The organism is Vibrio sp. 1731, assembly GCF_033339955.1.
GTDB lineage: Bacteria > Pseudomonadota > Gammaproteobacteria > Enterobacterales > Vibrionaceae > Vibrio > Vibrio alginolyticus.
In genome coordinates this window covers 401,321-424,854 of record NZ_JAWOVO010000001.1, presented here as the reverse complement: position 1 = coordinate 424,854, position 23,534 = coordinate 401,321, and the positions used below count along the sequence as shown (strand labels likewise).

The following is a 23,534-nucleotide window of genomic DNA, read 5'->3' as shown; positions in this document are numbered from 1 at the left end:
TGGTTTGATTTGGTTTGTTATGTTGTTTTCGTCGTTTTGTTGAAGCTATCGACGTTAAAAGCTGGTAATTGCAGAATATTTGCGTAACCTAGTGTGTAAATTAAATGTTAATTAATGTGCCTCATTAAAGGAGCAAATGATGTTACATTCACGTGAGAATACTCTACATTTAACACAGCTCAGCATGGCAGCAATTGAGCAGCTTTCCCCATCGTTTGAAGAACTGCCTCGTACCGAACATGCAGATGGTCAGTATCGACTACGACGTTATTCTGTGGTTGGTTTTGATAACGGCAAAGTCATCGACTTAAATAAAAATAGCTTTGTTCAATCCTCTGATATCAACCGATTTCAAGGTGATGTTGTAAGACAATTCGAGCCAATTGAGAAGGATATTCTTACCAGCGATGGATTTCGAGAAATGTGTGAATTGTTTGTCAATGCGAATCATCTGCCAAACGGTCAAGAAATAGAAATTCACCAAATCCGTATCAGGGCACTGGAAGAAGAAACCCAAGTAGCACCTGAAGGTGTGCACCAAGACGGTTTTGATCACATTGCAATGGTTGGTGTGGGACGCCATAACATCATCGGTGGCGACATCATGCTGTACAGCAGCCATAACCAAGCCCCATTTTTCCGTAAAGTGCTAGAAACCGGAGAGGTCGCAATCTTGGCTGATAGCAAGCTGTGGCATAACGCGTGCCCAATCCGCTCTGTTATTGATGACGAAGCGGGCCATATGGATGTATTTGTACTCACGGCTACGGATAAGCGTAATGAACTTCAATCTTAATCAGATCAGAGAGCAATTTCCGGCGTTGGCTCAATACCACAACGACAAGCCCGTGACGTTTTTTGATGGTCCAGGTGGCTCACAAGTGCCTCAATTAGTACTAGACAGCATGGTAGGGTATTTAGGTCGTTTCAACGCTAACTTAGGCGGGCATTATTTTTCTAGCCAAGTGACCGTTGACGTAATGCAAAATGCGCGTGAGTCGGCTCAGGCTCTACTTAATGCCCCTTCATCTGGCAATATTGTCTTCGGTGCCAATATGACCTCACTAACCTTTCAGCTTAGTCGCGCGATTAGTCGAGATTGGCAAGTAGGAGATGAGATCATTGTTTCCGCTTTGGATCACTATTCAAATGTATCCAGCTGGCAGCAAGCGGCAGAAGATAAAGGCGTTACGGTTCATCAAGTTCGTATCAACGAAGAAGATTGTACGCTGGATATGGAGCATTTAAGCCGCCTTCTTTCTGATAAAACGCGCCTTGTCGCTGTGACTTATGCATCGAACACGACGGGCTCTATTGTGGATGTACAGCAAGTAGTCAGCATGGCGCACAATGTTGGGGCACAAGTTTATGTGGATGCCGTCCATTATGCGCCTCATCATTTGGTTGATGTTCAAGCGTTAGGTTGTGACTTTTTAGCTTGCTCAGCTTACAAGTTTTTCGGACCGCACGTTGGTATTGCTTACATAGCCGATCAGTGGCTCCACAGTATTCGCCCTTACAAAGTCGAGCCTGCCACTAATATAGGCCCTGGTCGATTTGAAACAGGAACGCAAAGTTTTGAAGGTCTTGCTGGTGTCGTTTCTGCGGTTGAGTATCTGGCTCAATTTGGTGAAGTCGGTTTACCTCTTCGCCAACGGTTGGAGCAAAGCTACCAACTGTATGAACAACATGAGCAGCGCTTGAGTGAGCGTTTCTTACAGCGTTTGAATGCATTAGATGGTGTCAATCTATTCGGTATCGCAAAGGAAGATAGCCAACTCCGCACGCCAACTTTTGCGCTAACGTTTGACCGATATTCTCCAGAGTTCATCGCGAAAACACTGGGTGAACATAACATTTGTGTATGGAATGGTCACTTTTATGCGTTGGGCTTAGTTCGTCAACTTGGTTTAGAAGAATCGGGTGGTGTAGTGCGAATTGGTTGTATGCATTACAATACAATAGAAGAAGTCGATATGTTATTCGATGTGCTAGAAAGCATCCTTGACGCATAACTAACGATTTCTTCCTAATAGAAAAACAAAAGCTCGAGTCAAACTCGAGCTTTTTTCGTTTTTATTTGAATCAACGCGTTTTACAAGCGATTACTCACTAACTTCAACTTCATAGGAAGTGAATTTTCTTACATTAATAACGCCAGTATCAAAGATGAGGTATTGACCTTTAATGCCTTGCAAAGTGCCAGTAACAACCGGGTTTTTATCGAAGTTATGCGAAGTGATCTTCGTTGGGTGCTGTTGTACCGGGTAGCTAAGGTCGGTAATGCTTTCGTTTAATACTTCAATGGCATCTTCGCCGAATTGCTGTTTTATCTCGGCAATTTTCTCTTCGACTAAAGGCAATAGCTCAGCAAAACGGTCCTGCAATGCCATAGGTTCACCGTCACCTTTAAGCAGTGTGCGCCAATTGGTCTTGTCTGCGATATGTTTCGCCAGTTCAACTTCAATTAAACCGGAGATATGGCGAGTTTTTACTTTAAAAATTGGCAAGCCCTGAGTCGCGCCTTGGTCAATCCAACGAGTCGGGATTTGAGTATGACGAGTAATACCAACTTTTAAGCTGGATGTGTTGGACAGGTAGACAAAGTGATCCACCATGCAATTCTCTTCACCCCATTGTGGTTCGCGACAAGTCCCTTGATCGTAGTGGCAGGTCTCTGGCTTCATGATACACATGTCGCAGCTTGCTAGCTTTTTCATGCATACAAAACAGTGGCCTTGCGAATAACTCTTTTTCGTTTTCTTTCCACATGAGCAACAAAAAATATTGCCAGTGTGAGTCAGTGTGAGCGTTTTACCCAGAAACGGAGTTAAGTCGATTTCTTCCTCACCGACAGGAAGACGGTAGTTGACGGCACCGTCCAGAGAAGCACGCATTTTGTTTAGCGTGCCAGTTGCAATTAATGACATGACATTACTCATTATTGTGTTTTTGCACAGTATATACTGAAGTGGAGAAGAGATGCAGGGTTGACAGGAGCTTTAAAGTAAATGTCTTGCACTAAATTATTATGCATCGTGTTTTATTTTCTAAAAATTATGGCTGTGAAATGCTTCGCAAATAGAAGTTGAGCTGCACTTTTTAGAAATTTTAAAACGTGATAACGGTTCAAAATCCGTTACTATGTGTCGAAACTAAGAATTGAATGAGAAAGTGATTTTATTTCTTGATAAATCACCTTGATTTCATTTTTTGAAATTATTGAACCTCACGTATTGCATATAATCTCAGCAGGTCACTTGCCCATGAAGTGGATCCATAACTTTATCTTTGCTCTTTCTATTTGCACTATCAGTTTGGTTGCCCTTTATAGTGTGCTTGGCGATACGCGAAAGCTGACCATTACACCTGAGCATTTCAATATCTATGCAACTAAAGATGCCAGTGAAGGAGGTGTGAGTGAGGCTGATATCACATACGATCGGCAAAGCCTAGTTCTTAGCTGTGAACTAAAGCAGAGCTCGTATGCTTGGCCTTACTGCGGAATCTCGGTTTATACCGATTCAGCAACGCCAACACAGGGTATTGACCTTTCCAACTACCATACGATTCGATTGAAGGTGCGATATGAAGAGGCAGGAATAGGGGCTAACCCTAGCCACGACCTACGTTTGTATCTTCGCAATTATAATTCTGAGTATTCCAAGCCGGACGACGAGTACACCATTAAATATAATGGCATGCAGTTTTCTCCGTCGGGTTCGATCGATATTGTCGAAATTCCGATTAAAAATCTTCAGGTGATGACCTGGTGGTTAGCAGATAACGGAGTCGCGATTGAGCACTCTGCACCTGAATTTTCAAACATCACACGTATTGATATTGCAACTGGGTCTGGTGCGGCACTTGGTAAACATAGAATTGTGATTGATAAAATTGAGTTTGAAGGCGCTTACCTTGCGCAAGAAACATTGTTGTATGCATTATTACTCTCTTGGATGGCGCTTGGACTGGCTTTTTCACTGCATGAGTTACGAAAAAATAGAGTGGCTTATGAAAAAGCGCAAAAGCGTCACCGTCATTTGGAAAAGGTGAATGATACTTTGCGAGCTCAAAACTATGAGTTTGCAGAGTTAGCGCATCGAGATGCTTTGACAGGCGCGATGAACCGATATGCTGTGCAACACTGGCTGGAACAACAATCTCGTCAGGTTCGCTGGGGGCATAACACCTTCAGTATTCTCTATTTGGACTTGGATAAGTTTAAAAAGGTGAACGACAAATTTGGGCACCAAATGGGGGATGACATATTGCGCGAATTTGTCATGGTGGTAGCGACTTCTATTTACTCAGACGATCGACTCGTTCGTTGGGGCGGCGAAGAGTTTGTCGTATTTTGCCCTGATACCAATATTGAACAAGCGTTAGAGAAGGCAGAAATGATTCGCAAAAATGTGGAGGATCATTTGTGGGTGCACGGTGAATCATTAACTTGCAGTATTGGCATTGCCCAAATGCAGAATGAACGCGTCTCAGAAACAATGGCGAGAGCTGACGAAGTGTTGTATCAGGCGAAGCGCAATGGTCGCAACCGAGTGGAAGCTCATTATGGTTTACTTGCTTGCGAAAAGAAGCAAGCCTGATAGCCGTTCACTAAAAGGAAAGAAAAAAGGTGGCCAACTGGCCACCAAGAGGGAAACTGCTGAACACCACTTAGGGGGGAAGTTTGGGTTATCGATACGATTACCGTGAGCAGCAGTGTAGTGCTAATCGAATTTGCTATTTTTACCAGAACAACCAAGCGAAAAGCGTTAGTGCAGCAATACAGGCAATGTTTAATACGAAACCAATTCGCATCATTTCTTTTTGCTTGATATGACCCGTACCGAACACAATCGCGTTTGGAGGTGTTGCAACAGGTAACATAAATGCACAAGATGCAGCGACGGCAATCAGTGCAGAGAGAATAACCGGAGACATGCCTAAGGCTTCTGCAATGGTCGCAAATACAGGGACAAGTAGCGCAGCACTGGCGGTGTTACTCGCAAACTCAGTCAAGAAGACAACAAAAGCAACCACTGCAAGAATCGTTAAGAGAATACCGGCTTGCTCAAGGAAGCCTGACAAGCTATGAGCCAAAAATACGCTTGTTCCAGTTGCTTTTAGGACGTTACTCAGACAGATACCACCACCAAATAGGATTAACACACCCCAGTCGGTTGTTTTCTCAATATCTTTCCACTCGACGGCGCGAGAAGCACCAAGTAGAAGGATGGCGCCAATGGCTACAAGAGTATCGAACTTCGCGAAGCCACCCAGCATAGCGTTAATAGGCTTACTGAATATCCACAAAGTTACGGTCAGTAAGAAAATCGCCAACGTAATCATTTTGCCGTTTGTCCATTCGACTGGTTGATGGTCAAGGTCAAACTTGTGGCTAAGGTCAGGCTTAGTCATCGTGTACAATACGAGGATAGCGATTGGCATTAATACTAGGGAAATAGGTACACCAAACTTCATCCATTCAGTGAAGCTTAGGCCAACTTCAGCGGCTGCAATTGCGTTTGGTGGGCTACCAACCAGTGTTGCAATACCACCAATTGAAGCACTGTAAGCGATACCGAGTAGAACAAACAAAAAGGTGTTGTGGTTTTTCTTGGCGTCTAGCTTTGTCATCACACCCAGAACAAGCGGTAACATCATCGCGGCGGTGGCGGTGTTTGAAATCCACATTGACAGGCCAGCACTCACACCAAATAGCATGAATACAGCGACAGACATTTTTCCTCTTGCCAGCAATAGTACTTTATCTGCAATCGCTTGATCTAACTTTTGTTTATGTAGAGCCGCAGCTAGTGCAAAACCACCCAAAAATAGAAAAATGATGGAGTTGGAAAAGTTATTCAGTGCGGCTTGAGTGTTGAACACACCCAAAAATACCGCAAGTAGTGGTATGAGCAGCGCAGTAATGCTGACGTGAATCGCTTCGGTTAGCCACAGAATAGCAACAAAAACTAAGATGCTCAGGCCGGTTACTACTTGTGGTTCAAAGGGTAAGGTATTAAACAAGATAATGAACAATAGGATATTCGCGTTCAAAATCATGCTGTTGCGAGTGAAGAACCAATTCTTCAATGTCACAGCGAGTGCGGTCATGGGTAGTGCTCCTTTTGCATTGCCTTTTGTCGGTTTTTTTATGGCAAAGTAACTGACTTGTAGTTATTTATTGATGAAATGTTACTTTGAATGCGAAAAAGAGTTTTGCCTGAATCGTAGAGCAAATTAGAAAGTGTGATGTTGAGAATTGGAAATGGGTAGAAAACTACCCATTTGTTTTATAGAAATGTTACTAGGCTTGTGAGCCACGTTATTCCTCTATTCGACGGGGACTTGAAGAGGCTCGTTAGCTGCTTTATTTGGCTCTTTTACTGCAACGATAGGTTCTTGAGGGCCAAGAAACTTAGGCTGCGTATTGATAATGTACAGGTCTAAAAACGCTTTCACACGGGCTAGCAGTTCTCGAACACGCATCGATGTTTTTTGCTTGTTGGCCGTCGGCCCTGCTACCGCGAGACACTGTGCATCAATGCTGTAAGCATCAGCGATGAACAGTGCGCGTTCACAGTGAAAGCGCTGAGTCACAATCAGAAATCGCTCCGAAGCAAAAATTTTTTTCGCTCGTACAATCGAATCTAAGGTACGAAAGCCAGCATAATCAAGGTGAATCACTTCTTCAGGCACGCCTGCTTTAAGTAAGTCGCGTTTCATTGTCCACGGTTCGTTGTATGAACGGTGGGCGTTATCACCACTCAATAAAAACTGTTTTACTTTGCCTTGGTTGTAAAGCTCAATCGCCGCATTAATGCGATGAGTGTAGTAAGTGTTGAGGATCTTTCCGATGTATTTACTGGTACCAAGAACTACGGCAACCTCATGTTGAGGGATTTGCTCGTATTCAGTGAAAATGCTCTCTTTGGCTTGTAAAACCACCCACCGGTCGATGGCTATAACAGAAACAAGCAGACTAAGTGCAGAGATCGACAAAATCAAAGCAAATCGCTTCCAGGAAAATTTCAGCTTCCACTTTGATCTTATGCGAGAAAACAACAAAACGTTTTATATCCTTAACTAAAAATGTAGTTCTCATCATATCTGATAGAAACAAAAAGAGAGAAGCCCATTTATGCCAAAATCTGGTTAGGATGATAAAAAAATAAAAGCCCCTACATGGTAGGGACTAATTATTAAACGAATTGTCTCAAGCTTAGAACGCAGTGCGTTTGTAGCGGCGGTAAACAGGTTGCCAGAACGACTGTTCAATTGCCACGTTCAATGCTTCATCAGTAATTTCTAATGCGACACCTTGTTCAATTGCCTTTTTACCAACGGCAAATGCGATTTTTTTCGACACTAAGTGGATCTCTTCCAGTGGTGGAAGTAGTGCACCACGACCATTGATTGCTAGAGGAGAACATGTTGCTAGCGCGCGACTTGATTCCATTAGCATCTCGTCAGTGACACGTTTTGCATTGACAGCAAGTACACCAAGGCCAATGCCTGGGAAGATGTAGCTGTTGTTACATTGTGCAATAGGGTAAGTGCGACCTTCATGAACCACTGGCTCAAATGGGCTACCTGTTGCAACCAGTGCTTCACCATTTGTCCAACGAATGATGTCGTTCGGTGTCGCTTCCACGCGGCTTGTTGGGTTCGACAGTGGGAAGACAATCGGACGCTTACAGTGTTTATGCATTTCTTCGATGACTTCTTGGCTAAATAGGCCAGGAGCACCAGAAACACCAATTAGTACCGTTGGCTTGGCGTTACGCATTACATCGAGTAGTGAGAAGCCATTTCCTTCATTTTCCCACTCTTTCGTATTGGTATGCTTTTGCACCAAGCGTTGTTGGAAATCAAGAAGGTTAGGCATGCCTTCTTGTAACAGACCCCAACGGTCAACCATGTAAACTTGTGAGCGAGCTTGCTCGTCAGAAATTCCTTCCGATACCATTTGTGCGATGATCGCTTCTGCGATACCACAACCAGCAGACCCTGCCCCTAGGAAGGTAATACGTTGTTTAGAAAGCTGAGTTCCTGCTGCTTTACAAGCTGCAAGTAGAGAACCAACAGTAACAGCTGCAGTACCCTGAATATCATCATTGAAGCAACACACGCGGTCTTTGTAACGCTCTAGAAGAGGCATCGCATTTTTCTGAGCAAAGTCTTCGAACTGGATCAAAGCATCAGGCCAACGGCGCTGTACCGCTTGGATAAACTCTTCTACAAATGCATCGTATTCTGCACCCGTAATACGAGGATGACGCCAACCCATGTACATCGGATCAGCTAAGCGTTGCGGGTTATTGGTACCCACATCAAGAACGATTGGTAGCGTGTAAGCAGGGCTGATACCACCACACGCGGTATATAGTGACAGTTTACCGATTGGAATACCCATGCCGCCGATACCTTGGTCACCCAAGCCAAGGATACGTTCGCCATCTGTCACAACAATCACTTTAACGTTGTGGTTTGCTGCGTTGTTCAGCAAGTCGTCAATACGGTCACGGTTCGGGTATGAAATGAACAGACCGCGACCACGACGGTAAATGTTAGAGAAGTTTTCACATGCTGCGCCAACAGTCGGCGTGTAGATGATAGGCATCATCTCAGAAATGTGATTTTGCACTAGGCGGTAATACAATGTTTCGTTGGTGTCTTGGATGTTACGCAGATAAATGTGCTTATCCATATCGCTTTCGAAACTTTTGTATTGCTGGTAGGCACGTTCCACCTGCTCTTGGATAGTTTCGGTCGACTCTGGAAGCAGACCTTCTAAGTTGAATGAACTACGTTCTTCAGCAGAGAATGCACTGCCTTTGTTCAAAAGAGGGGTTGCTAAAAGAGCCGGACCCGCATATGGAATATATAGTGGGCGTTTATCGTTGTTCATTGGGTGCCTTATGTAGGGTTGAAGGATGCGCACCAAATTTTAACGGGTTCACTATTTAGTTGTAAACATGCGTTGATGCACATCAATGTAATGTCGCAAAAAAATTCAGATACCGACGAAAATATCGGCAATATTGGTTGTTTAGAGATACCTAAAGCAGGATTTTTTTACTTGGGTATAATGTTTTGCATCATCAAATCAAATCCAATTTCTATGTTTCAACTACCTATCGACAGCCTGCAAGCCGAGTTTGACCATCATGTAAACCTTAACCATCTTGTGGTGGAAGCCGAAACCGGGTCGGGTAAATCTACCCGCTTGCCCATGTGGGCGGCAAAACACGGACGCGTTCTGGTTATTGAACCACGTCGAATTGCTTGTACCTCGCTGGCTGAATTTCTTGCGGAGCAATCTGGAGAGCCAATAGGTCGCAAAGTCGGTTACGCGATCAAGCTTCATGCCTACTTTGATGAAAAAACCGAAGTTGTATTTGTGACTCCGGGGGTTGCACTGCGTTGGTTTTCGGAAAACAAGCTAGCAGACTTTGATGTCGTGATAGTGGACGAATTTCACGAGCGACGCTGGGATATTGATCTATTAACCGCCATTTTGAAGCAAGAAAATCAACATCGATTGATCGTCACTTCCGCTACCTTAGAAGGCGAAAAGCTTTCTCGTTACCTGAATGCTAAGCGTCTGCGTTCAGAGGGACGTTGCTTTCCAGTCACGGTGACACATCGTTCCACAGACAGCCGCTATTTACCGAACAAAAAGGGATGTGAACAGGAGGTTGTCGGAGCGGTAAAAGAAGCACTGGAAGATGAAGATGGCGATATTCTTGTTTTTCTCCCAGGACGTAAAGAGATCGCCCAATGCGCGCAGATGCTACAAAGCAGCAGTGATGTCATGGTGGTTAAACTTCATGCCTCGGTCAGTGATGAAGAACGACATCGTGCGCTGACGGTACAAAAGCAACGGAAAGTCGTATTGGCAACCAACGTCGCGGAAACCTCTCTGACCATTCCTAACATCCGTGTGGTAATCGATAGTGGTTTAGAGCGCAGAACTGTACAACGAAATGGACGTACAGCACTGACATTAACCAACATTTCTAAGGCCAGTGCCGCGCAGCGAATGGGGCGAGCAGGTCGCGTTACCGAAGGGGCTTGTATTCGTCTATATGGTGAGCACGCGCCTTTAGAATTAGTGACGCCTCCAGAATTACACAGAGAAGAGCTCGTCGAGCCCATGCTGGCAGCGGCTTGTTGTGGGTACCGTCTCTCAACACTCGATTTTCTCGACTCAATTCCAGAAAAGTCGCTAGAGGCATCTCATTCGACGTTGTTATCCATGGAAGCGATTGATGAGGATGGCAATGTCACGCAGCACGGGAGAAAAGTATATCCACTACCCATTGATGCACTGTTTGCCGATCTCGTTACCAGAATTCAAGCGAAGCCAGAGAAGGAAGCAATGATTGATTTGGCTGCCGCCTTATCTGTGCCTGCGCAGCTCTATCAGCGACAAAGTGGTGAAGTTGCTGAGCTTCTATCTCAAGAGGAGCCATACGGATGTGATGCCTCTTTACTGATCCGTTTGGTTCGAGGGGAGCAACTCTCAGGCATTATCATTGACGCTAGCGCGCTCGAAGAGGCACTAGGTTTAGCGAAACAAATGCGAGAAGTGTTTGAATTGCCGGAACTTGACGTTGCCTCTCGATATAAACGTGAAGCGCTCTTTTTCTCCATCGCCTCATTGCACCCTGAGCTTGTGTTTGTCCGACGAGCTCGTCGAAGGGATGCTCTAGGAAATGGCGTAGTCGAGATGCTGGTTGGGCGTAACAGCCGCTTTCCTGATAAAGAAGAAGCGGCCATCGTGCTAGATAGCCATAGCGTGCCAGGACGAGGTGTTAAGCAAACACTAAACCTCGCATCGGTTATGATGCCTATCCCGCTGACGTTGTTACGCGAACTTGAATTTGGGGAGTGGCGACAAGGTGAGACGAATTATGAAGAAGAGACGCCAAGAGCAACAATGCATTTGGTCTACGCCGGGCGAACAGTCTGTTCTGAACACCAAGCGTTACAAGGTGATGTTGCTGTTCAGTCTATTGTCGAAATGATAGAAGACGAGACACTGTTACCAGGTTTTGCTTCTCAAAGAAAACAACAAATCCAACACTGGAAACTCTACAACGCATTGGGCCTTAATGTCGAAGGAGAAGAGGTTAACGACTTGGCCTCCTTGACATTTTCTAGCTGGTTAAAGGATCAGTTGGAAACATTAGGCGTTGAAAATGTCGATGATATGGCGTTATTTGAACCGGAAGACTTAACATTTAACGGTGTTCCAGAATGGGAATACGACGATTTCACGGAGCAGTACCCTTTAGAACTTTCGCTGCCAGAACTCCAACTGGATGTTGAGTATTACGCGTCTCGCAAGCTGGTACAGGTCGTTTATCGAGAGGGAAACCGTAAGGGAGACCCGAAGCGTTGGGAGCTGCCACGCTGGGCTGGTTGGAAGATACAGTATAAAAAGGCCAGTCGAGTGATTGATGTGAAGTAGGTCGGCGGATGACGTTGTGACAAGAATTGATATTTTCTTGGTGAATCTATAATTATTTCATATTGATAGCGTTACTTGTGTGTTGTTTTTAGTTTCTTAATTGAAATATTAATCAATTGAATGCTTATATATGGCGAAGCTGTACATCAGTTGTTACAAAGCTGGTTTTAATATTTCCTTTTGTATGTAAATTAGGGCATAAAAGACGAATGTTTTATATCCCATTGCTATATCAAAACAGTTGAACGATATTTGGTATATCTCATTTTCGAGTGTCGGGGGCATAGAATGGATCAACAAGGAAAGACGTGCATTGAATTCGACTACACTAGCTTTTTAGGAGCGACAGGTAGTAAGAAATGGACCTTTTTAGAGGCATTTGCCACCATCGCGCCTATTTTCGGTTTGATGTGGAAACAGAACATTGCGGAATTGAGCAAGCCTGAAGATCGGTTGTGGGATGCCGCATTAAAATCGATGTCTTCTCGTAAAAGTGATGAATCCAATTTGGTCCGCTTAACCCAGCTAGCTAAACATGAAGGGATCAATGAATTGCGAGTCGTTATGCCATATTCGCTCGATGTTCAGCAAATCGAGTACATAGAATCTCGCAGTCAGTTGAAGGTGGATACGTCAGAACAAGATGTCCTTAACATCAAGTTTTAGGCTGAACATTTCCACTTCATCGATGTACCACTTAACAATAGTGCAATGAAAAGCGACCTCAAAGTAGGTCGCTTTTTATTTTGAGGTTTTTGTCGCAGGTCTTAGGAAATGTGATGAATATAGAGTATTTGCACTTAAATTAACAAAAATGTAACGTTTGGAAATGCAATTGTCATAACTAGCTTCTAACTTTGTGTTTTTAGGACAAATTACCGACTAAGTGGTTGGTACTGTAAGTTCGAATTAACGTCCCTTATTGGCATACAAGGATGATCGAGTCACCACGTCATTTGGGCATAAAAACAAACACAATAAGAAAGGAAGTCAATATGTCTTTGTCTCGTCGAGACTTTATGAAAGCTGCCTCTTCAACGGCGATTGTTACCGGGCTGGTGGGCTGTGGTAGCGATGCTAGTGAATCTGCTGCGGTTACCTTTGAGCACGGAGTGGCGAGTGGAGATCCTACTCAAACACAAGTAATCATTTGGACTCGAGTTACGACCTCAGCAAGCTACGCAGATGTAAGCTGGCAAGTTTCATCTAACGAAAATTTTACTGATATCGTGCAAAGTGGCACTTTTGCCACAGACACGAGCCGAGATTTCACGGTAAAAGTCGATGTTCAAAATCTCAACGCAAATTCTCGCTACTACTATCGATTCATGGTTGGAGATGTCACTAGCGAAGTCGGGCAAACTCAAACATTACCAGAGGATGGTGTAGAAAAGGCATCCATGGCGGTTGTTTCTTGTGCAAACTATCCTGCTGGCTATTTCCATGTGTATCGAGAGATTTTAAATCAACATGAGCAAGACCCGTTTGATGTGGTGCTTCATCTCGGTGATTACATTTATGAGTATGGTGCTGGTGGCTACGCTAGTGAAGATGCTGAGGCACTAGGGCGAGAGCCAAGCAAAGGCACTGAATGTATTACCTTAGATGATTACCGAAAACGGTATGCGCAATATCGCCAAGATGCTGATCTGCAAGCGTTACATGCGAGCCTACCAATGATTGCTGTCTGGGATGACCATGAGCTTGCAAATGATACTTGGAAAAATGGTGCGGAAAACCATCAAGAAGAGGAAGGCAGTTTTAATGATCGTCGTGCATCTGCGGCTGCCGCGTGGACAGAATGGTTGCCCGTTCGTGAAAACACTTTCTCAAACATGCTGATTTACCGTCAGTTTTCGTTTGGAAGTTTAGTCAATTTGATGATGCTCGACACGCGACTTGTGGGGCGTGATAAACCGTTGGATTATTTCTCGCTCAGCTCACCAACGATGGAAGCTATTGGCGGTTTAGTTGCCCAGTCGCGCAGTCAAGACCGAGAGCTGTTAGGCGCTGACCAACTCGCTTGGCTGATGGATGCGTTCAGTACGCACGACGCAACTTGGAATGTGCTAGGGCAACAAGTGTTAATGTCTCGTATGGAGTTGCCAAGTTCGGTTATGACCGCGATGTTTCAATTGTTTACTGCCACTGAAGAACAAAAAACAGAGGCGTTATTAGCGGTAAACTCTGCGATTACGGGTTATCTCTCTGACCCAAGTTTAGATACCATTGCTTTGCCATATAACCTAGATGCATGGGATGGTTACTACGTTGAGCGAGAGAACGTTTATCAACTGGCCAAAGCCAGCAGTGGTAACTTTGTCTGTTTGGCAGGAGATACGCACAACGCATGGGCAAGTGAGCTTAAAGACGTATCTAAGCATCCTATCGGGGTAGAGTTTGCGACTAGCTCTGTGAGTTCCCCTGGGTTAGAGGCCTACCTCGCGTTAGACCCTGTTGCGATCGCTCAAATGGAATACACGCTGCCGCACTTAGTGTCAGAATTACAGTGGGCAGACATCAAACAGCGTGGCTTTATGCGCGTTACTTTTACGCCCGACAAGGCAGAGTCGACCTGGTATTTCGTATCAACGATTAAAGACAAAACATATCAGGTGACGACCAAGTCAGCCTCTACAACAGATGGCACTACGTTAAATATCGGCTAAACTGAGCCTAATACGAAAAAAGTCCGCAAGCTAGTGCGGACTTTTTATTGGAAAGCATTTAGCAATCTAGCGACAGTGCTAGTCAATCAATCCGTATTCTTTGCTCAGAACTTCGATGATTTCCGCTTTCGGATTCTCACTCAAATGAATCGGCTTGCCTGTAATCTTCTCGGCAATACCAATGTAGGTGCTCGAAATCGCCATCAAAGATTCGACGGGTAAAGCATTATCACGAGCGAGTGCTTCACGCTCTGGCATACGTTCTTTATTTAGCAAGATATCTGGGTCAGGGAAGTGGTTAAGTAGGAACTGGCGGAAACCTTCTTTTGAGTTCTCTACGATGTGACCTGCTTGGTACTCTTTAGCATCCCATATACGAGACGAGTCTGGTGTACCCACTTCATCCATGTAAATCAGCTTTTCATTGCCAGCAGCATCATGAACATAACCAAATTCGAATTTGGTATCGACAAAGATTTGGTCAATTGCTTCTAATGCTTGGCTGATAACGTTAAAGCCTTCTTTCAGCAGTTTTTCGTAGAGTGCGATATCGTCCGCACTTGAGAAGTTAAATGCTTCGTAGTTGTCTACGATATTTTGACGAGTAATATTAACGTCATCCGCTTCTGGCACACCGGGAATGCCTTTTAGAATGCCTTTTGTGGATGGGGTCATTAGCAACTCTGGCAGTGCTTTGTCTTTTTCTAACCCTTCAGGAAGTTGGATTCCACAAAACTCGCGCTCGCCATTTGCGTAAGCGCGCCACATCGAACCCGTGATGTATTTGCGGCAGATGGCTTCGATTTTTACCGGTTTGGCTTTTTGTACAATCCAAACAAAAGGGTGAGGAATGTCTAGAATATGGCTATCTGCTAAGCCATTTTCTTTGAACAGTTTGAACCAGTGATTAGAAATCGCATTAAGCGCAGCCCCTTTACCCGGGACACCATTAAGACCACCTTCAGCATGCCAAATACAATCGAACGCAGAGATTCGGTCGCTAATCACCATGATAGCCAAAGGCGCATCTGGCGCGACATTGTATCCTTTTTCTTTGATCAGTCGGGCGCTGTCTTCATCAGTTAACCAGTAAACTGAACGAACTTTTCCACTATGAACGGGTTTATGGGTGCGAATTGGCAGGTCGTCATTGACGGCAAGTACTTGATTAGCAAGGCTCATTGCGACATTCCTATCATCTTAATCAAACGTCAGAAAGAGAAGATATTCAGCAAAATGTGGGCGCTGAATAAATCGAATGTGGGCATCATACCAGAACTATTTTAACTCGCCAGAGAAAAAGCAAACGTTTGCCTATTTTCTTTAATACAAAAAAAGCCCCCTTAAAAAGGAGGCGAGATGCAGGATGGATAACGTCGAACTTATTAGTGGTACTTATTAACTCTGCCTTCGACGAAAAAGACTTCACACTGATAGCGCTGCGCCATGTCGCGCAACATAGATTGATTCATAAGTGCAATTTTATTGGATGCGACAACAGCACTGGCATTGCCTGATCGGATGGCTTTTATCACGATCTCGACTTCTGAAAGCTGTTGAGAGGGCTTCATTTGAATAACGTTTTTACAGCAAATATTAGAAGCAGTGAGTTGTTCAAAGTCTGGACGAGGGCAGTCTGCTGTAAACAAAATCCATTGTTTCTGCTGCGATAAAACAGCCAGCTTAGATAGAAGCTGATCCGAAACGGCCATGGGCTTAGTTGCTTGTGCCAATACGTTGTAACGAGAGTATGTATGAGATTGACTTTGTAACTGCATCTTACTGTTCCTTTATACATGCTGTATGCCTATACAGTAGTTTGTTTTGGCGACCTGATCAACAAGTTTCTCAAAAGTTATTTGCGGTTTTTTGAAAAGGAAATAAAAGAATTTTACTTTAAGTAATTGAATTTATTTGTTTATTTTTTATTTCTGATATGTCTAACATCAATTTAAAAATGTGAGGTGAGTAGAAAGTTGGACGAGAGACATACAGGGGTTTACTACTGTATATACAGGTGTTTTTCACGGACAGTGGTTTGTATACAGTGGAAGAGGGCTGATAACCGATGCGACATGCTATGTAGGATAGGAGGGAATACGAGATAGAGATTGGAAATAGGCTTGGGAGATCAAAAAAGCGCCTTATAAAAGGCGCCTTTGAAAATCAGTTCCATTGATTCCGTCTTGCTTAGCTCGCTCGTTGCAAACGTTCGCGCATTTGCAATTCGCCTTGGTTAAATAGGCGCACGTCGATTTTTGCCATATCGTAACAAGCTTTACATGAGTAGTGGTGCTTGCCATCTAAATAATCGTGACGAGTTACAAGACTAGGTTTTTTACACCAATCACAGGTGCCTTCTTCAGTGAACATTGATTTTCTCCCCACCTAGATTAATTTGAGTCGTTAGGTGTTATTTTGCGCCGGGCATTATGGCATAAAAGCGCGACTTAAGTTAAATGTCTGTTAATTTCTTTGAGAGGGAGATCGATTGCGGTGTTTGATTATATGGGAATAAAAGCATGGTAGCCAAAGTATCCTGACCTATTTTTACTGTTTTGTAACATTTTGTGAGACGAGCTTAAAGGCATGATTGAGTCGCTTCATTTCTTCTTCACTGCCCCTTGTGTCAGGATGATAAAGCTTTGATAACTGTCTATAGCGTAGCTTGATTGCCTGTAAATCAGGGATGGTTTGTGGTGTGTAGCCAAACATAGCACACGCGACGCTTAGCTTATGGTTTTCTGCCTGAGTTTTGGATTTCTTAAATTCTCTGAATACTTTCTCTAACTGACGCTTCAGTTGCTTGTTCGTAAACTCTAGCTCTTTTATTTTTTCCGCCATTCGTTGATTTTGGCTTTCCCCTTTGGCTTCACGCGCTTTTCTATTCTGCTTGAGTTTTTTGATCACGAGGAAACTTAAGCCGCTGATGATGAGTATCGCCGCTAGCCAAATCAGCCATAGAAACGGCGAGTGTTTTACTTTGGGGTTTGCAACTGTGCTTTTCTCTTCCTGTGCTTGCTCCGCCTTTTTATCGAGCGACTTTATTTGCGAGACTTGTTTAGCTCGCAGTTGGTTGAAGCGCTGCTCTAACAGTTGATTATAAGCCTGTTCTGCTGCTGGATTATGCTGAGAAGCCATTTGATACAAGGCTTCAGTCAATTGAGATGCTGTGACCTTATCTTGATTGCGCTGAATAAAGTTAGCGAGAAGAAAGCCCCGATCGGTTGGGTCATTGAGTGCGATAGAGGTTAGCCAATATAACGCTTGTGTTTCATTTTTTTCGCCATTTATCCCTTTAGCAAAGTCGTTCGCGAGCTGTTTTTGCGCAGGGAGGTAACCTTGGTTGGCGGATTGCTCTAGCCAGTAACGCGTTTCTGGTGAGGCTTCAGCTTTGTGTGATGCCAATAATTGCTGTGCATACTCATATTGTTCGATGGGGTCAATTGGAGCTTGAGAGGCAAGCGAGTAACCAGAAAAGCTGAGGCTAAATAAGCAGAGTAGGGCAGACGTTTTGACAGACATTAATATGTCAGGCCTAACGATAATGGTTAGGCCTGCTCCGGTAATTTTTTATTATTACCGTTATGGTGCAACCAAATTACTTCAGTGGCAAGATCTGGATTTCAACACGACGGTTGCACGCACGACCTTCAGAAGTTTGGTTTGAGCAAATTGGGTTACGTTCGCCGTAGCCGCGTGCAATTGCACGACCAGGTGCAACGTTTTGAGATACTAGGAATTGACGTACGGACTCTGCACGGCGCTCTGACAACGTTTGGTTGTATGACTCACTACCTGTGCTATCCGTGTAACCGTCAATAACGAGACTGGTATCTGGGTACTCAACTAGGATGCGAGCAACACCGCGTAGAGTATTATGGATACTAGCATCAAGCTGGTAAGAGCTTGAAGAGAAGCCGATACCGTTTTCCATACGCAGTAAAAGCTGATTTTCACCAACACGCTGAACTTGTACGCCAGAGTTTAGCAAAGCGCGACGTAACTCCGCTTCTTGTTGGTCAAAGTAGTAACCAACGCCAGCGCCAGTCGCTCCGCCTGCGGCTGCACCAATGAGTGCATGCTGACGACGTTCTTTAGCATCATCACCCGTTGCTAGGCCGATTGCTGCGCCAGCGATCGCACCAATAAGCGCGCCTTGCGTGGTGGAGTTAGTTTCGTATTCACCCGTTGTTGCATTTTGGCGTTGAGTGGCTTGACAGCCAGTAAGAGCTAGCACTAGAGCTAGTGCAATAGGCATCTTTTTCAAGGGAAAATCTCCGTATAAAACTGAGGCGAAACCATGCCTCATAATGGGATGCGAATTATGAATAAACAAGCATTAATATTTGTTATGAGAAAGTAAGATTGATAAGAGTTTCTGTAAGAAAATTCCTACCAATACTGCCAAAGCTCTCAAAGTAAGCCCCATCGACATCGAAGTCATTGCTGCTTATGTGAATCCTTTACTATTCTGGCTATTTCGATGAATCGCCCAACATTTTGCGTGCTTGTTCGCCGCCCACTCCACGGTTAACTGAAACCTTTCTACCTTTCTTTAAGCCCACTTCGTAGTCTTCAGTTAGGTTTTTCATTGCTTCTTTCAATTGCTTCTTGAACGTTTCGCGGTCAATGTTTTGGAATTCTTTATCAATATAGTCATTAATTTTATTGGCCGACTCTTCATCTGGAGAAATAATTGGCAATTTTTCAATCGCGCCTTCCACCCAGCCAGATACAAATGAGTTCACACGGCGAGTCACTTCCTGAGAAGAGGTGCCGGTGCCAGCAAAGCTGTTTCGGAATTGTCCGGTACTTTCGTTCATCTCGCGATAAACAATATCGAAAGCAAATGCAGCAAAAATAGCGCGATCTGCTTCACCGATAAATTCGACACGTTTGAGCCCTTTGTGATTCAACAATACTGCTTCGACACCGAATTTTGTGTTAATGCCGCGAATCACTCGCAATATGGTAGAACTGATGTTCGCTGGTAGCAGATGAGAAGATTGTGTTTTTCCCATTCTGATGAACTCAATATCGTCTTTATCGAGACCATATTTAAGCATGAGGCGATGTGCCATTTTGATAGCATTGGCAGCCTCATTAACATTAGCGGAATTGCCCAGTTCTAAGCACTTGGCGATTTTTTTCAGAGCTTTTTGTTTATCCATCGACAACCAGTAACGAAAGCAGAAAATTTATGAAGTCAGACATATTACCTTTTTTGACATAAAAACGAAATACAAGGTGGGACTGAAGATAATTTCAGCACATAAAAAGAAGCCTCGCATTAAGCGAGGCTGGCGTTTTAGTTCGTCGTAATCAGTATGAAGTCGTACTTGTGTCTAAGAAGCCATTCTTCATTAAGATTCGTTAGAATTACAACCCGAGCTGGTTGAGCAAGTCATCGGCATCATCGTTTGATCCCGACGATTTAGATTCTTTCTCAGCCAACTGTTTACGTGTTGCCTCTAAAATGTCGTCTGGGTTTTCGTCTTCAGCAACTTCAAACTCTTCCAGTTGGATGAACTCAGTTTTATCCATTGCTAGTTCGAGATAGAAAATATTGTTGTTTTCGGTGGAGAACGTCACTCTGCGCGCTTGAGGGCGGTCAAGGTTGGTATCAACTTGTAAGATAACTTGCTTATTCAGCGCCAGCATTTTTGGTTGGTTTTGTGTGATGTTCGTTTGCAGGTCTTTACGAATTTTATTAGTGAAGTCTCCGACCAGTTGATTCATGAGTTCACCCAGAACATCGCCTACCTCGTCAGAAGTATGAGATATTGCCAGTTCTTCTTCTGGCATGCCCATATTACGCATGTAGTTGGTGTAGATCTCCAGTGCGGCTTTTGCCGTAAAATTAATCACAACTAGCCCGGTAAATCCGCCATCAAACAGAACAAAACAGCCAAAATCTGGTTTGAGGCTAGTCTTGTGGATTTTTTGCACCATTGCTGAATAATTTACTTGAGAAGATGTCGCCGAAGTAAGTACGCCAGAAACAGACTGGCAAAGTTTGAGAAGGATATCTTCAGTGGTCACAATTTTATTTTTTTTCATTCTGAAAACTCATCTAGAAACGCGATTCGTTCCCCAATGTAGGCATCAAGCGTGAAAAAATAAAGCATAAGTTTAATTATTGTATCGAGATTCTGATTTGCTCGTCTTTTTAAATGTTGTAAAGTGACGAAATTCAAAGAATATTACTTCACTAACTCTTTTGTGGTGTTTTTTCGCTTAGCGCCAATTTGTATGAGAAGTGAGCAAATAATTACACAACCCGCAGCTGATCGGATCAGCGTCGTAGGGGCAGGAAGCAAATGTTACCAAGATTACACTCGCAAACTGATGTCGATCCTCTTGTTCTTAGTTTTCTGAAAGAGCTTGAGCACGCCGGATTCACTGGTGATATCGAAAGCCAATATTCAAGCCGACTAGCGGTTGCCACTGACAACAGTGTTTACCAGCAACTTCCTCAGTCTGTCGTTCATCCCAAAACGACAGAAGATGTTTCTCTCCTCGGGAAACTGAGCAATAAAGAAAAGTACGAACGAATTACCTTTTCACCTCGTGGTGGCGGCACAGGGACCAATGGTCAGTCGCTAACCAAAGGTATTGTGGTGGATATGTCTCGCCACATGAACAAAGTGCTTGAGATTAATGAGAAAGAAGGCTGGGTTCGTGTACAAACTGGTGTAGTGAAAGACCAGTTAAATGACGCAGTTCGCCCTTATGGCTACTTCTTCTCTCCAGACTTATCTACCAGTAACCGTGCAACGATTGGCGGCATGGTCAACACCGATGCTTCTGGTCAAGGTTCTCTGAAATACGGAAAAACATCCGATCATGTTTTGTCGCTACAAGCGGTGTTTGCTGATGGCTCAGTTTTAGAATCAGACCTGTCCAACGGCTACCCAAAAGAAGACGAGTTTGCTGCCAAGGCGCTACGTGTAACGGAATCCGTATGTCGTGAAAAACGCCAGCAGATCGTAGATAAGTTTCCTCCTCTTAACCGCTTTTTAACGGGCTACGATTTAAAAAATGCCTTGAATGAAGAAGGTGACCGTTTCGATATCACACGAGTACTGTGCGGCGCTGAAGGTTCATTGGCATTCATTACCGAAGCGAAGCTTAACCTGACGCCAATTCCGAAAGCGCGTACTTTGGTTAACGTTAAATACAACAGCTTTGATTCTGCACTGCGTAATGCACCGTTGATGGTCGAAGCGAAAGCGCTGTCTGTAGAAACCGTTGACTCGAAAGTGCTTAATCTCGCGAAGCAAGATATCGTCTGGCACACCGTGAGCGATTTACTTACCGATGTTCCAAATAAAGAGATGCTTGGCATCAATATGGTGGAATACGCAGGTCAGGACGAAGAAGAAGTTGCAGCGCAGGTTGCATCGCTGACCGCCAAGCTCGATACCATGCTGGAAACAGAAGAAGCGGGCATCATCGGTTACCAAGTCTGTAACGATGTAGCGAGTATCGGGCGTATTTACAACATGCGTAAAAAAGCGGTGGGTTTGTTAGGCGCAGCAAAAGGCCGCGCTAAACCGGTCGCATTTGCTGAAGATACCTGTGTGCCACCAGAAAATCTGGCGGACTTCATTGTAGAGTTTCGAGAGCTGTTAGACAGCAAGTCTCTGAACTACGGCATGTTTGGTCACGTCGATGCCGGGGTGCTTCACGTACGTCCTGCGTTGGATTTGTGTGACCCGCACCAAGAAGCATTGATGCACGAAGTTTCTGATGAAGTGGTTAAGCTGGTGGCGAAATACGGCGGTTTGATGTGGGGTGAACACGGCAAAGGTTTCCGTTCAGAATATGGCCCTGAGTTTTTCGGTGATGAGTTGTTTACTGAGCTGAGACGTGTGAAGGCGGCATTCGATCCACACAACAAAATGAACCCGGGCAAAATCTGTACGCCGCTTGATAGTGATGCAGAGTTAGTAAAAGTTACCGATACCAAACGTGGTTACTATGACCGTCAGATTGACGTTCAAGTACGTGACAGCTTTAAACAAGCGATGGAATGTAACGGTAACGGTTTGTGCTTTAACTACGATACTAGCTCGCCAATGTGTCCATCGATGAAAGTAACAGCCGATCGTCGTCATTCACCAAAAGGTCGTGCAGGTTTGGTTCGTGAGTGGTTGCGTCAGCTTACTGAGCAAGGCATTGATATTCTTGACTTAGAAAAGCAAACACTAGAAAACAAAACATCAATCAAAACCATGATTGACCGCGTACGTCATTCTATCAATCGTCGTCACGAATACGATTTCTCCCACGAAGTGTATGAAGCGATGAATGGTTGTTTGGCGTGTAAAGCATGTGCGAGCCAGTGTCCGATTAAAGTCGATGTTCCGAGCTTTCGCTCACGCTTTTTAAACATCTATCACTCTCGTTATCAACGTCCTGCAAAAGACTATCTGGTTGCGAACATTGAGACTATGCTGCCGATGATGGCAAAAGCGCCAGGTGTCGTAAATGGTGTTTTGAAGCAGTCGTGGGTGAAAAGTTTAACGGCATCTACGGTCGGGTATGTCGATGCGCCGTTGTTATCAGTACCCACCTTGAAACAACGAGTAGAGTCGCTGACAACGCCTTATGATCTGCAAGCGCTCAGTGGTTTGTCTTCGTCTGAAAAGAGCAAGCATGTTTTAATTGTTCAAGACCCATTCACTAGCTACTACGACGCTGATGTCGTTGAAGACTTCGTTAAGTTATTGAAAAAGCTGGGTATGCATCCGGTACTTCTGCCGTTTAAGCCGAATGGTAAAGCACAACACATTAAAGGGTTTTTACGTCAGTTTAAGGGCACAGCAGCCGACACAGCGAAGTTCTTGGCGATGGTAGCGGATCTGGATATTCCATTAGTTGGCGTCGATCCTGCTTTGGTGCTGTGTTATCGAGATGAATACGCTGAAGTGCTTGGCAGTAAGCGAGGTAATTTCGATGTACTAACAGCCCACGAATGGCTTTACCCAAGACTAGAAGCGTTTGAAAGCGGAGAGCATAAGGCGCAAGAACCTTGGTATCTGTTTGCTCACTGTACTGAGAAAACCAAAATGCCAAATGCGGAAAAAGAGTGGGGCGCTATTTTTGCTCACTTTGGTGCAGTTTTGAATACGGTACCTGTTGGTTGTTGTGGTATGGCGGGTACGTTTGGTCATGAGGTTGATAAGTTGTCGATGTCGAAAGATATTTACAATTTAAGCTGGAAGCCAATCTTAGATAAGTTGGATAACGAGAGATGTTTGATTACAGGCTATTCTTGCCGCAGCCAAGTTAAACGCTTTGAAGGAACGAAGCCCAAGCATCCCGTTCAGGCGCTGTTAACTTTGTTGTAATCGGACTAAATCAAGCCCAGTTTT

The 23,534-nt window shown here is 44.3% G+C and carries 18 protein-coding genes; 7 read left to right on the top strand and 11 right to left on the bottom strand.

Going from position 1 to position 23,534, the window contains the following annotated elements; genetic code table 11:
• Positions 1–139 precede the first annotated feature (139 nt).
• Positions 140–796: a 2OG-Fe dioxygenase family protein gene (locus tag R7035_RS01800; RefSeq protein ID WP_005377989.1), complete on the top strand. Its 657-nt coding sequence runs from the start codon at positions 140–142 to the stop codon at positions 794–796.
• Positions 780–2,015: a cysteine desulfurase-like protein gene (locus R7035_RS01795; RefSeq protein ID WP_065274399.1), complete on the top strand. Its 1,236-nt coding sequence runs from the start codon at positions 780–782 to the stop codon at positions 2,013–2,015. Before R7035_RS01800 ends, R7035_RS01795 begins: the two co-directional genes overlap by 17 nt.
• A 90-nt stretch (positions 2,016–2,105) precedes the next feature.
• Here R7035_RS01795 and R7035_RS01790 read toward each other — a convergent pair whose 3' ends face one another.
• Entirely contained in the window at positions 2,106–2,930 is an 825-nt protein-coding gene (locus tag R7035_RS01790; RefSeq protein WP_005377984.1) for a DUF2797 domain-containing protein, read from the bottom strand.
• 336 nt (positions 2,931–3,266) lie between these two features.
• On the opposite strand from R7035_RS01790, the gene R7035_RS01785 reads away from it, so the two are divergent.
• Entirely contained in the window at positions 3,267–4,604 is a 1,338-nt protein-coding gene (locus R7035_RS01785; protein ID WP_042522150.1) for a GGDEF domain-containing protein, read from the top strand.
• A 142-nt stretch (positions 4,605–4,746) separates the two neighbouring features.
• On the opposite strand, the gene R7035_RS01780 is transcribed toward R7035_RS01785, so the two are convergent.
• From R7035_RS01780 to R7035_RS01770, 3 genes are all read right to left on the bottom strand, one after another.
• Positions 4,747–6,117 (bottom strand): SLC13 family permease, encoded by a 1,371-nt coding sequence (locus R7035_RS01780; RefSeq protein ID WP_017634863.1) that lies wholly within the window; start codon positions 6,115–6,117, stop codon positions 4,747–4,749.
• A 219-nt stretch (positions 6,118–6,336) separates the two neighbouring features.
• Complete coding sequence (locus tag R7035_RS01775) at positions 6,337–7,071, bottom strand: vancomycin high temperature exclusion protein (RefSeq protein WP_005388862.1); 735 nt, start codon at positions 7,069–7,071, stop codon at positions 6,337–6,339.
• 154 nt (positions 7,072–7,225) lie between these two features.
• The gene (locus tag R7035_RS01770) at positions 7,226–8,914 is read right to left on the bottom strand and encodes an NAD-dependent malic enzyme (protein WP_005377977.1); all 1,689 of its coding nucleotides are present in this window, start codon (positions 8,912–8,914) and stop codon (positions 7,226–7,228) included.
• A 213-nt stretch (positions 8,915–9,127) separates the two neighbouring features.
• Here R7035_RS01770 and R7035_RS01765 point away from each other — a divergent pair, with 213 nt between their 5' ends.
• From R7035_RS01765 to R7035_RS01755, 3 genes are all read left to right on the top strand, one after another.
• Positions 9,128–11,482 (top strand): helicase-related protein, encoded by a 2,355-nt coding sequence (locus R7035_RS01765; protein ID WP_213895494.1) that lies wholly within the window; start codon positions 9,128–9,130, stop codon positions 11,480–11,482.
• Positions 11,483–11,770: 288 nt separating this feature from the next.
• Positions 11,771–12,148: a hypothetical protein gene (locus tag R7035_RS01760; protein ID WP_005377965.1), complete on the top strand. Its 378-nt coding sequence runs from the start codon at positions 11,771–11,773 to the stop codon at positions 12,146–12,148.
• A 329-nt stretch (positions 12,149–12,477) separates the two neighbouring features.
• A complete protein-coding gene (locus R7035_RS01755; RefSeq protein ID WP_064376419.1) occupies positions 12,478–14,151 on the top strand; it encodes an alkaline phosphatase D family protein in 1,674 nt (557 codons plus the stop codon).
• 78 nt (positions 14,152–14,229) lie between these two features.
• On the opposite strand, the gene R7035_RS01750 is transcribed toward R7035_RS01755, so the two are convergent.
• From R7035_RS01750 to R7035_RS01720, 7 genes are all read right to left on the bottom strand, one after another.
• Positions 14,230–15,333: a phosphoribosylaminoimidazolesuccinocarboxamide synthase gene (locus R7035_RS01750; protein ID WP_064376418.1), complete on the bottom strand. Its 1,104-nt coding sequence runs from the start codon at positions 15,331–15,333 to the stop codon at positions 14,230–14,232.
• A 203-nt stretch (positions 15,334–15,536) separates the two neighbouring features.
• Complete coding sequence (locus R7035_RS01745; RefSeq protein WP_005377962.1) at positions 15,537–15,929, bottom strand: SulA-like leucine-rich domain-containing protein; 393 nt, start codon at positions 15,927–15,929, stop codon at positions 15,537–15,539.
• 412 nt (positions 15,930–16,341) lie between these two features.
• Complete coding sequence (locus R7035_RS01740) at positions 16,342–16,524, bottom strand: hypothetical protein (RefSeq protein WP_005377960.1); 183 nt, start codon at positions 16,522–16,524, stop codon at positions 16,342–16,344.
• 177 nt (positions 16,525–16,701) lie between these two features.
• Entirely contained in the window at positions 16,702–17,676 is a 975-nt protein-coding gene (locus R7035_RS01735) for a J domain-containing protein (protein WP_262651848.1), read from the bottom strand.
• 76 nt (positions 17,677–17,752) lie between these two features.
• Positions 17,753–18,412, bottom strand: coding sequence for an OmpA family protein (locus tag R7035_RS01730; RefSeq protein WP_005377956.1), 660 nt, complete (start codon positions 18,410–18,412; stop codon positions 17,753–17,755).
• A gap of 217 nt (positions 18,413–18,629) precedes the next feature.
• The gene (locus R7035_RS01725; protein ID WP_005377954.1) at positions 18,630–19,325 is read right to left on the bottom strand and encodes a DUF2786 domain-containing protein; all 696 of its coding nucleotides are present in this window, start codon (positions 19,323–19,325) and stop codon (positions 18,630–18,632) included.
• Between the two features lie 208 nt (positions 19,326–19,533).
• Positions 19,534–20,214, bottom strand: a complete 681-nt coding sequence (locus tag R7035_RS01720) for a DUF3334 family protein (protein WP_005388843.1) — start codon at positions 20,212–20,214, stop codon at positions 19,534–19,536.
• Between the two features lie 260 nt (positions 20,215–20,474).
• Here R7035_RS01720 and R7035_RS01715 point away from each other — a divergent pair, with 260 nt between their 5' ends.
• A complete protein-coding gene (locus R7035_RS01715; RefSeq protein ID WP_158173813.1) occupies positions 20,475–23,510 on the top strand; it encodes an FAD-binding and (Fe-S)-binding domain-containing protein in 3,036 nt (1,011 codons plus the stop codon).
• Positions 23,511–23,534: the final 24 nt, after the last annotated feature.

Excerpts from the sequence above, each read along its gene's own strand:
- R7035_RS01800 (WP_005377989.1), top strand. The coding sequence starts at position 140 with ATGTTACATTCACGTGAGAATACTCTACATTTAACACAGCTCAGCATG.
- R7035_RS01795 (WP_065274399.1), top strand. The coding sequence starts at position 780 with ATGAACTTCAATCTTAATCAGATCAGAGAGCAATTTCCGGCGTTGGCT.
- R7035_RS01790 (WP_005377984.1), bottom strand. The coding sequence starts at position 2,930 with ATGTCATTAATTGCAACTGGCACGCTAAACAAAATGCGTGCTTCTCTG.
- R7035_RS01785 (WP_042522150.1), top strand. The coding sequence starts at position 3,267 with ATGAAGTGGATCCATAACTTTATCTTTGCTCTTTCTATTTGCACTATC.
- R7035_RS01780 (WP_017634863.1), bottom strand. The coding sequence starts at position 6,117 with ATGACCGCACTCGCTGTGACATTGAAGAATTGGTTCTTCACTCGCAAC.
- R7035_RS01770 (WP_005377977.1), bottom strand. The coding sequence starts at position 8,914 with ATGAACAACGATAAACGCCCACTATATATTCCATATGCGGGTCCGGCT.
- R7035_RS01765 (WP_213895494.1), top strand. The coding sequence starts at position 9,128 with ATGTTTCAACTACCTATCGACAGCCTGCAAGCCGAGTTTGACCATCAT.
- R7035_RS01760 (WP_005377965.1), top strand. The coding sequence starts at position 11,771 with ATGGATCAACAAGGAAAGACGTGCATTGAATTCGACTACACTAGCTTT.
- R7035_RS01755 (WP_064376419.1), top strand. The coding sequence starts at position 12,478 with ATGTCTTTGTCTCGTCGAGACTTTATGAAAGCTGCCTCTTCAACGGCG.
- R7035_RS01750 (WP_064376418.1), bottom strand. The coding sequence starts at position 15,333 with ATGAGCCTTGCTAATCAAGTACTTGCCGTCAATGACGACCTGCCAATT.
- R7035_RS01745 (WP_005377962.1), bottom strand. The coding sequence starts at position 15,929 with ATGCAGTTACAAAGTCAATCTCATACATACTCTCGTTACAACGTATTG.
- R7035_RS01740 (WP_005377960.1), bottom strand. The coding sequence starts at position 16,524 with ATGTTCACTGAAGAAGGCACCTGTGATTGGTGTAAAAAACCTAGTCTT.
- R7035_RS01735 (WP_262651848.1), bottom strand. The coding sequence starts at position 17,676 with ATGTCTGTCAAAACGTCTGCCCTACTCTGCTTATTTAGCCTCAGCTTT.
- R7035_RS01730 (WP_005377956.1), bottom strand. The coding sequence starts at position 18,412 with ATGCCTATTGCACTAGCTCTAGTGCTAGCTCTTACTGGCTGTCAAGCC.
- R7035_RS01725 (WP_005377954.1), bottom strand. The coding sequence starts at position 19,325 with ATGGATAAACAAAAAGCTCTGAAAAAAATCGCCAAGTGCTTAGAACTG.
- R7035_RS01720 (WP_005388843.1), bottom strand. The coding sequence starts at position 20,214 with ATGAAAAAAAATAAAATTGTGACCACTGAAGATATCCTTCTCAAACTT.
- R7035_RS01715 (WP_158173813.1), top strand. The coding sequence starts at position 20,475 with ATGTTACCAAGATTACACTCGCAAACTGATGTCGATCCTCTTGTTCTT.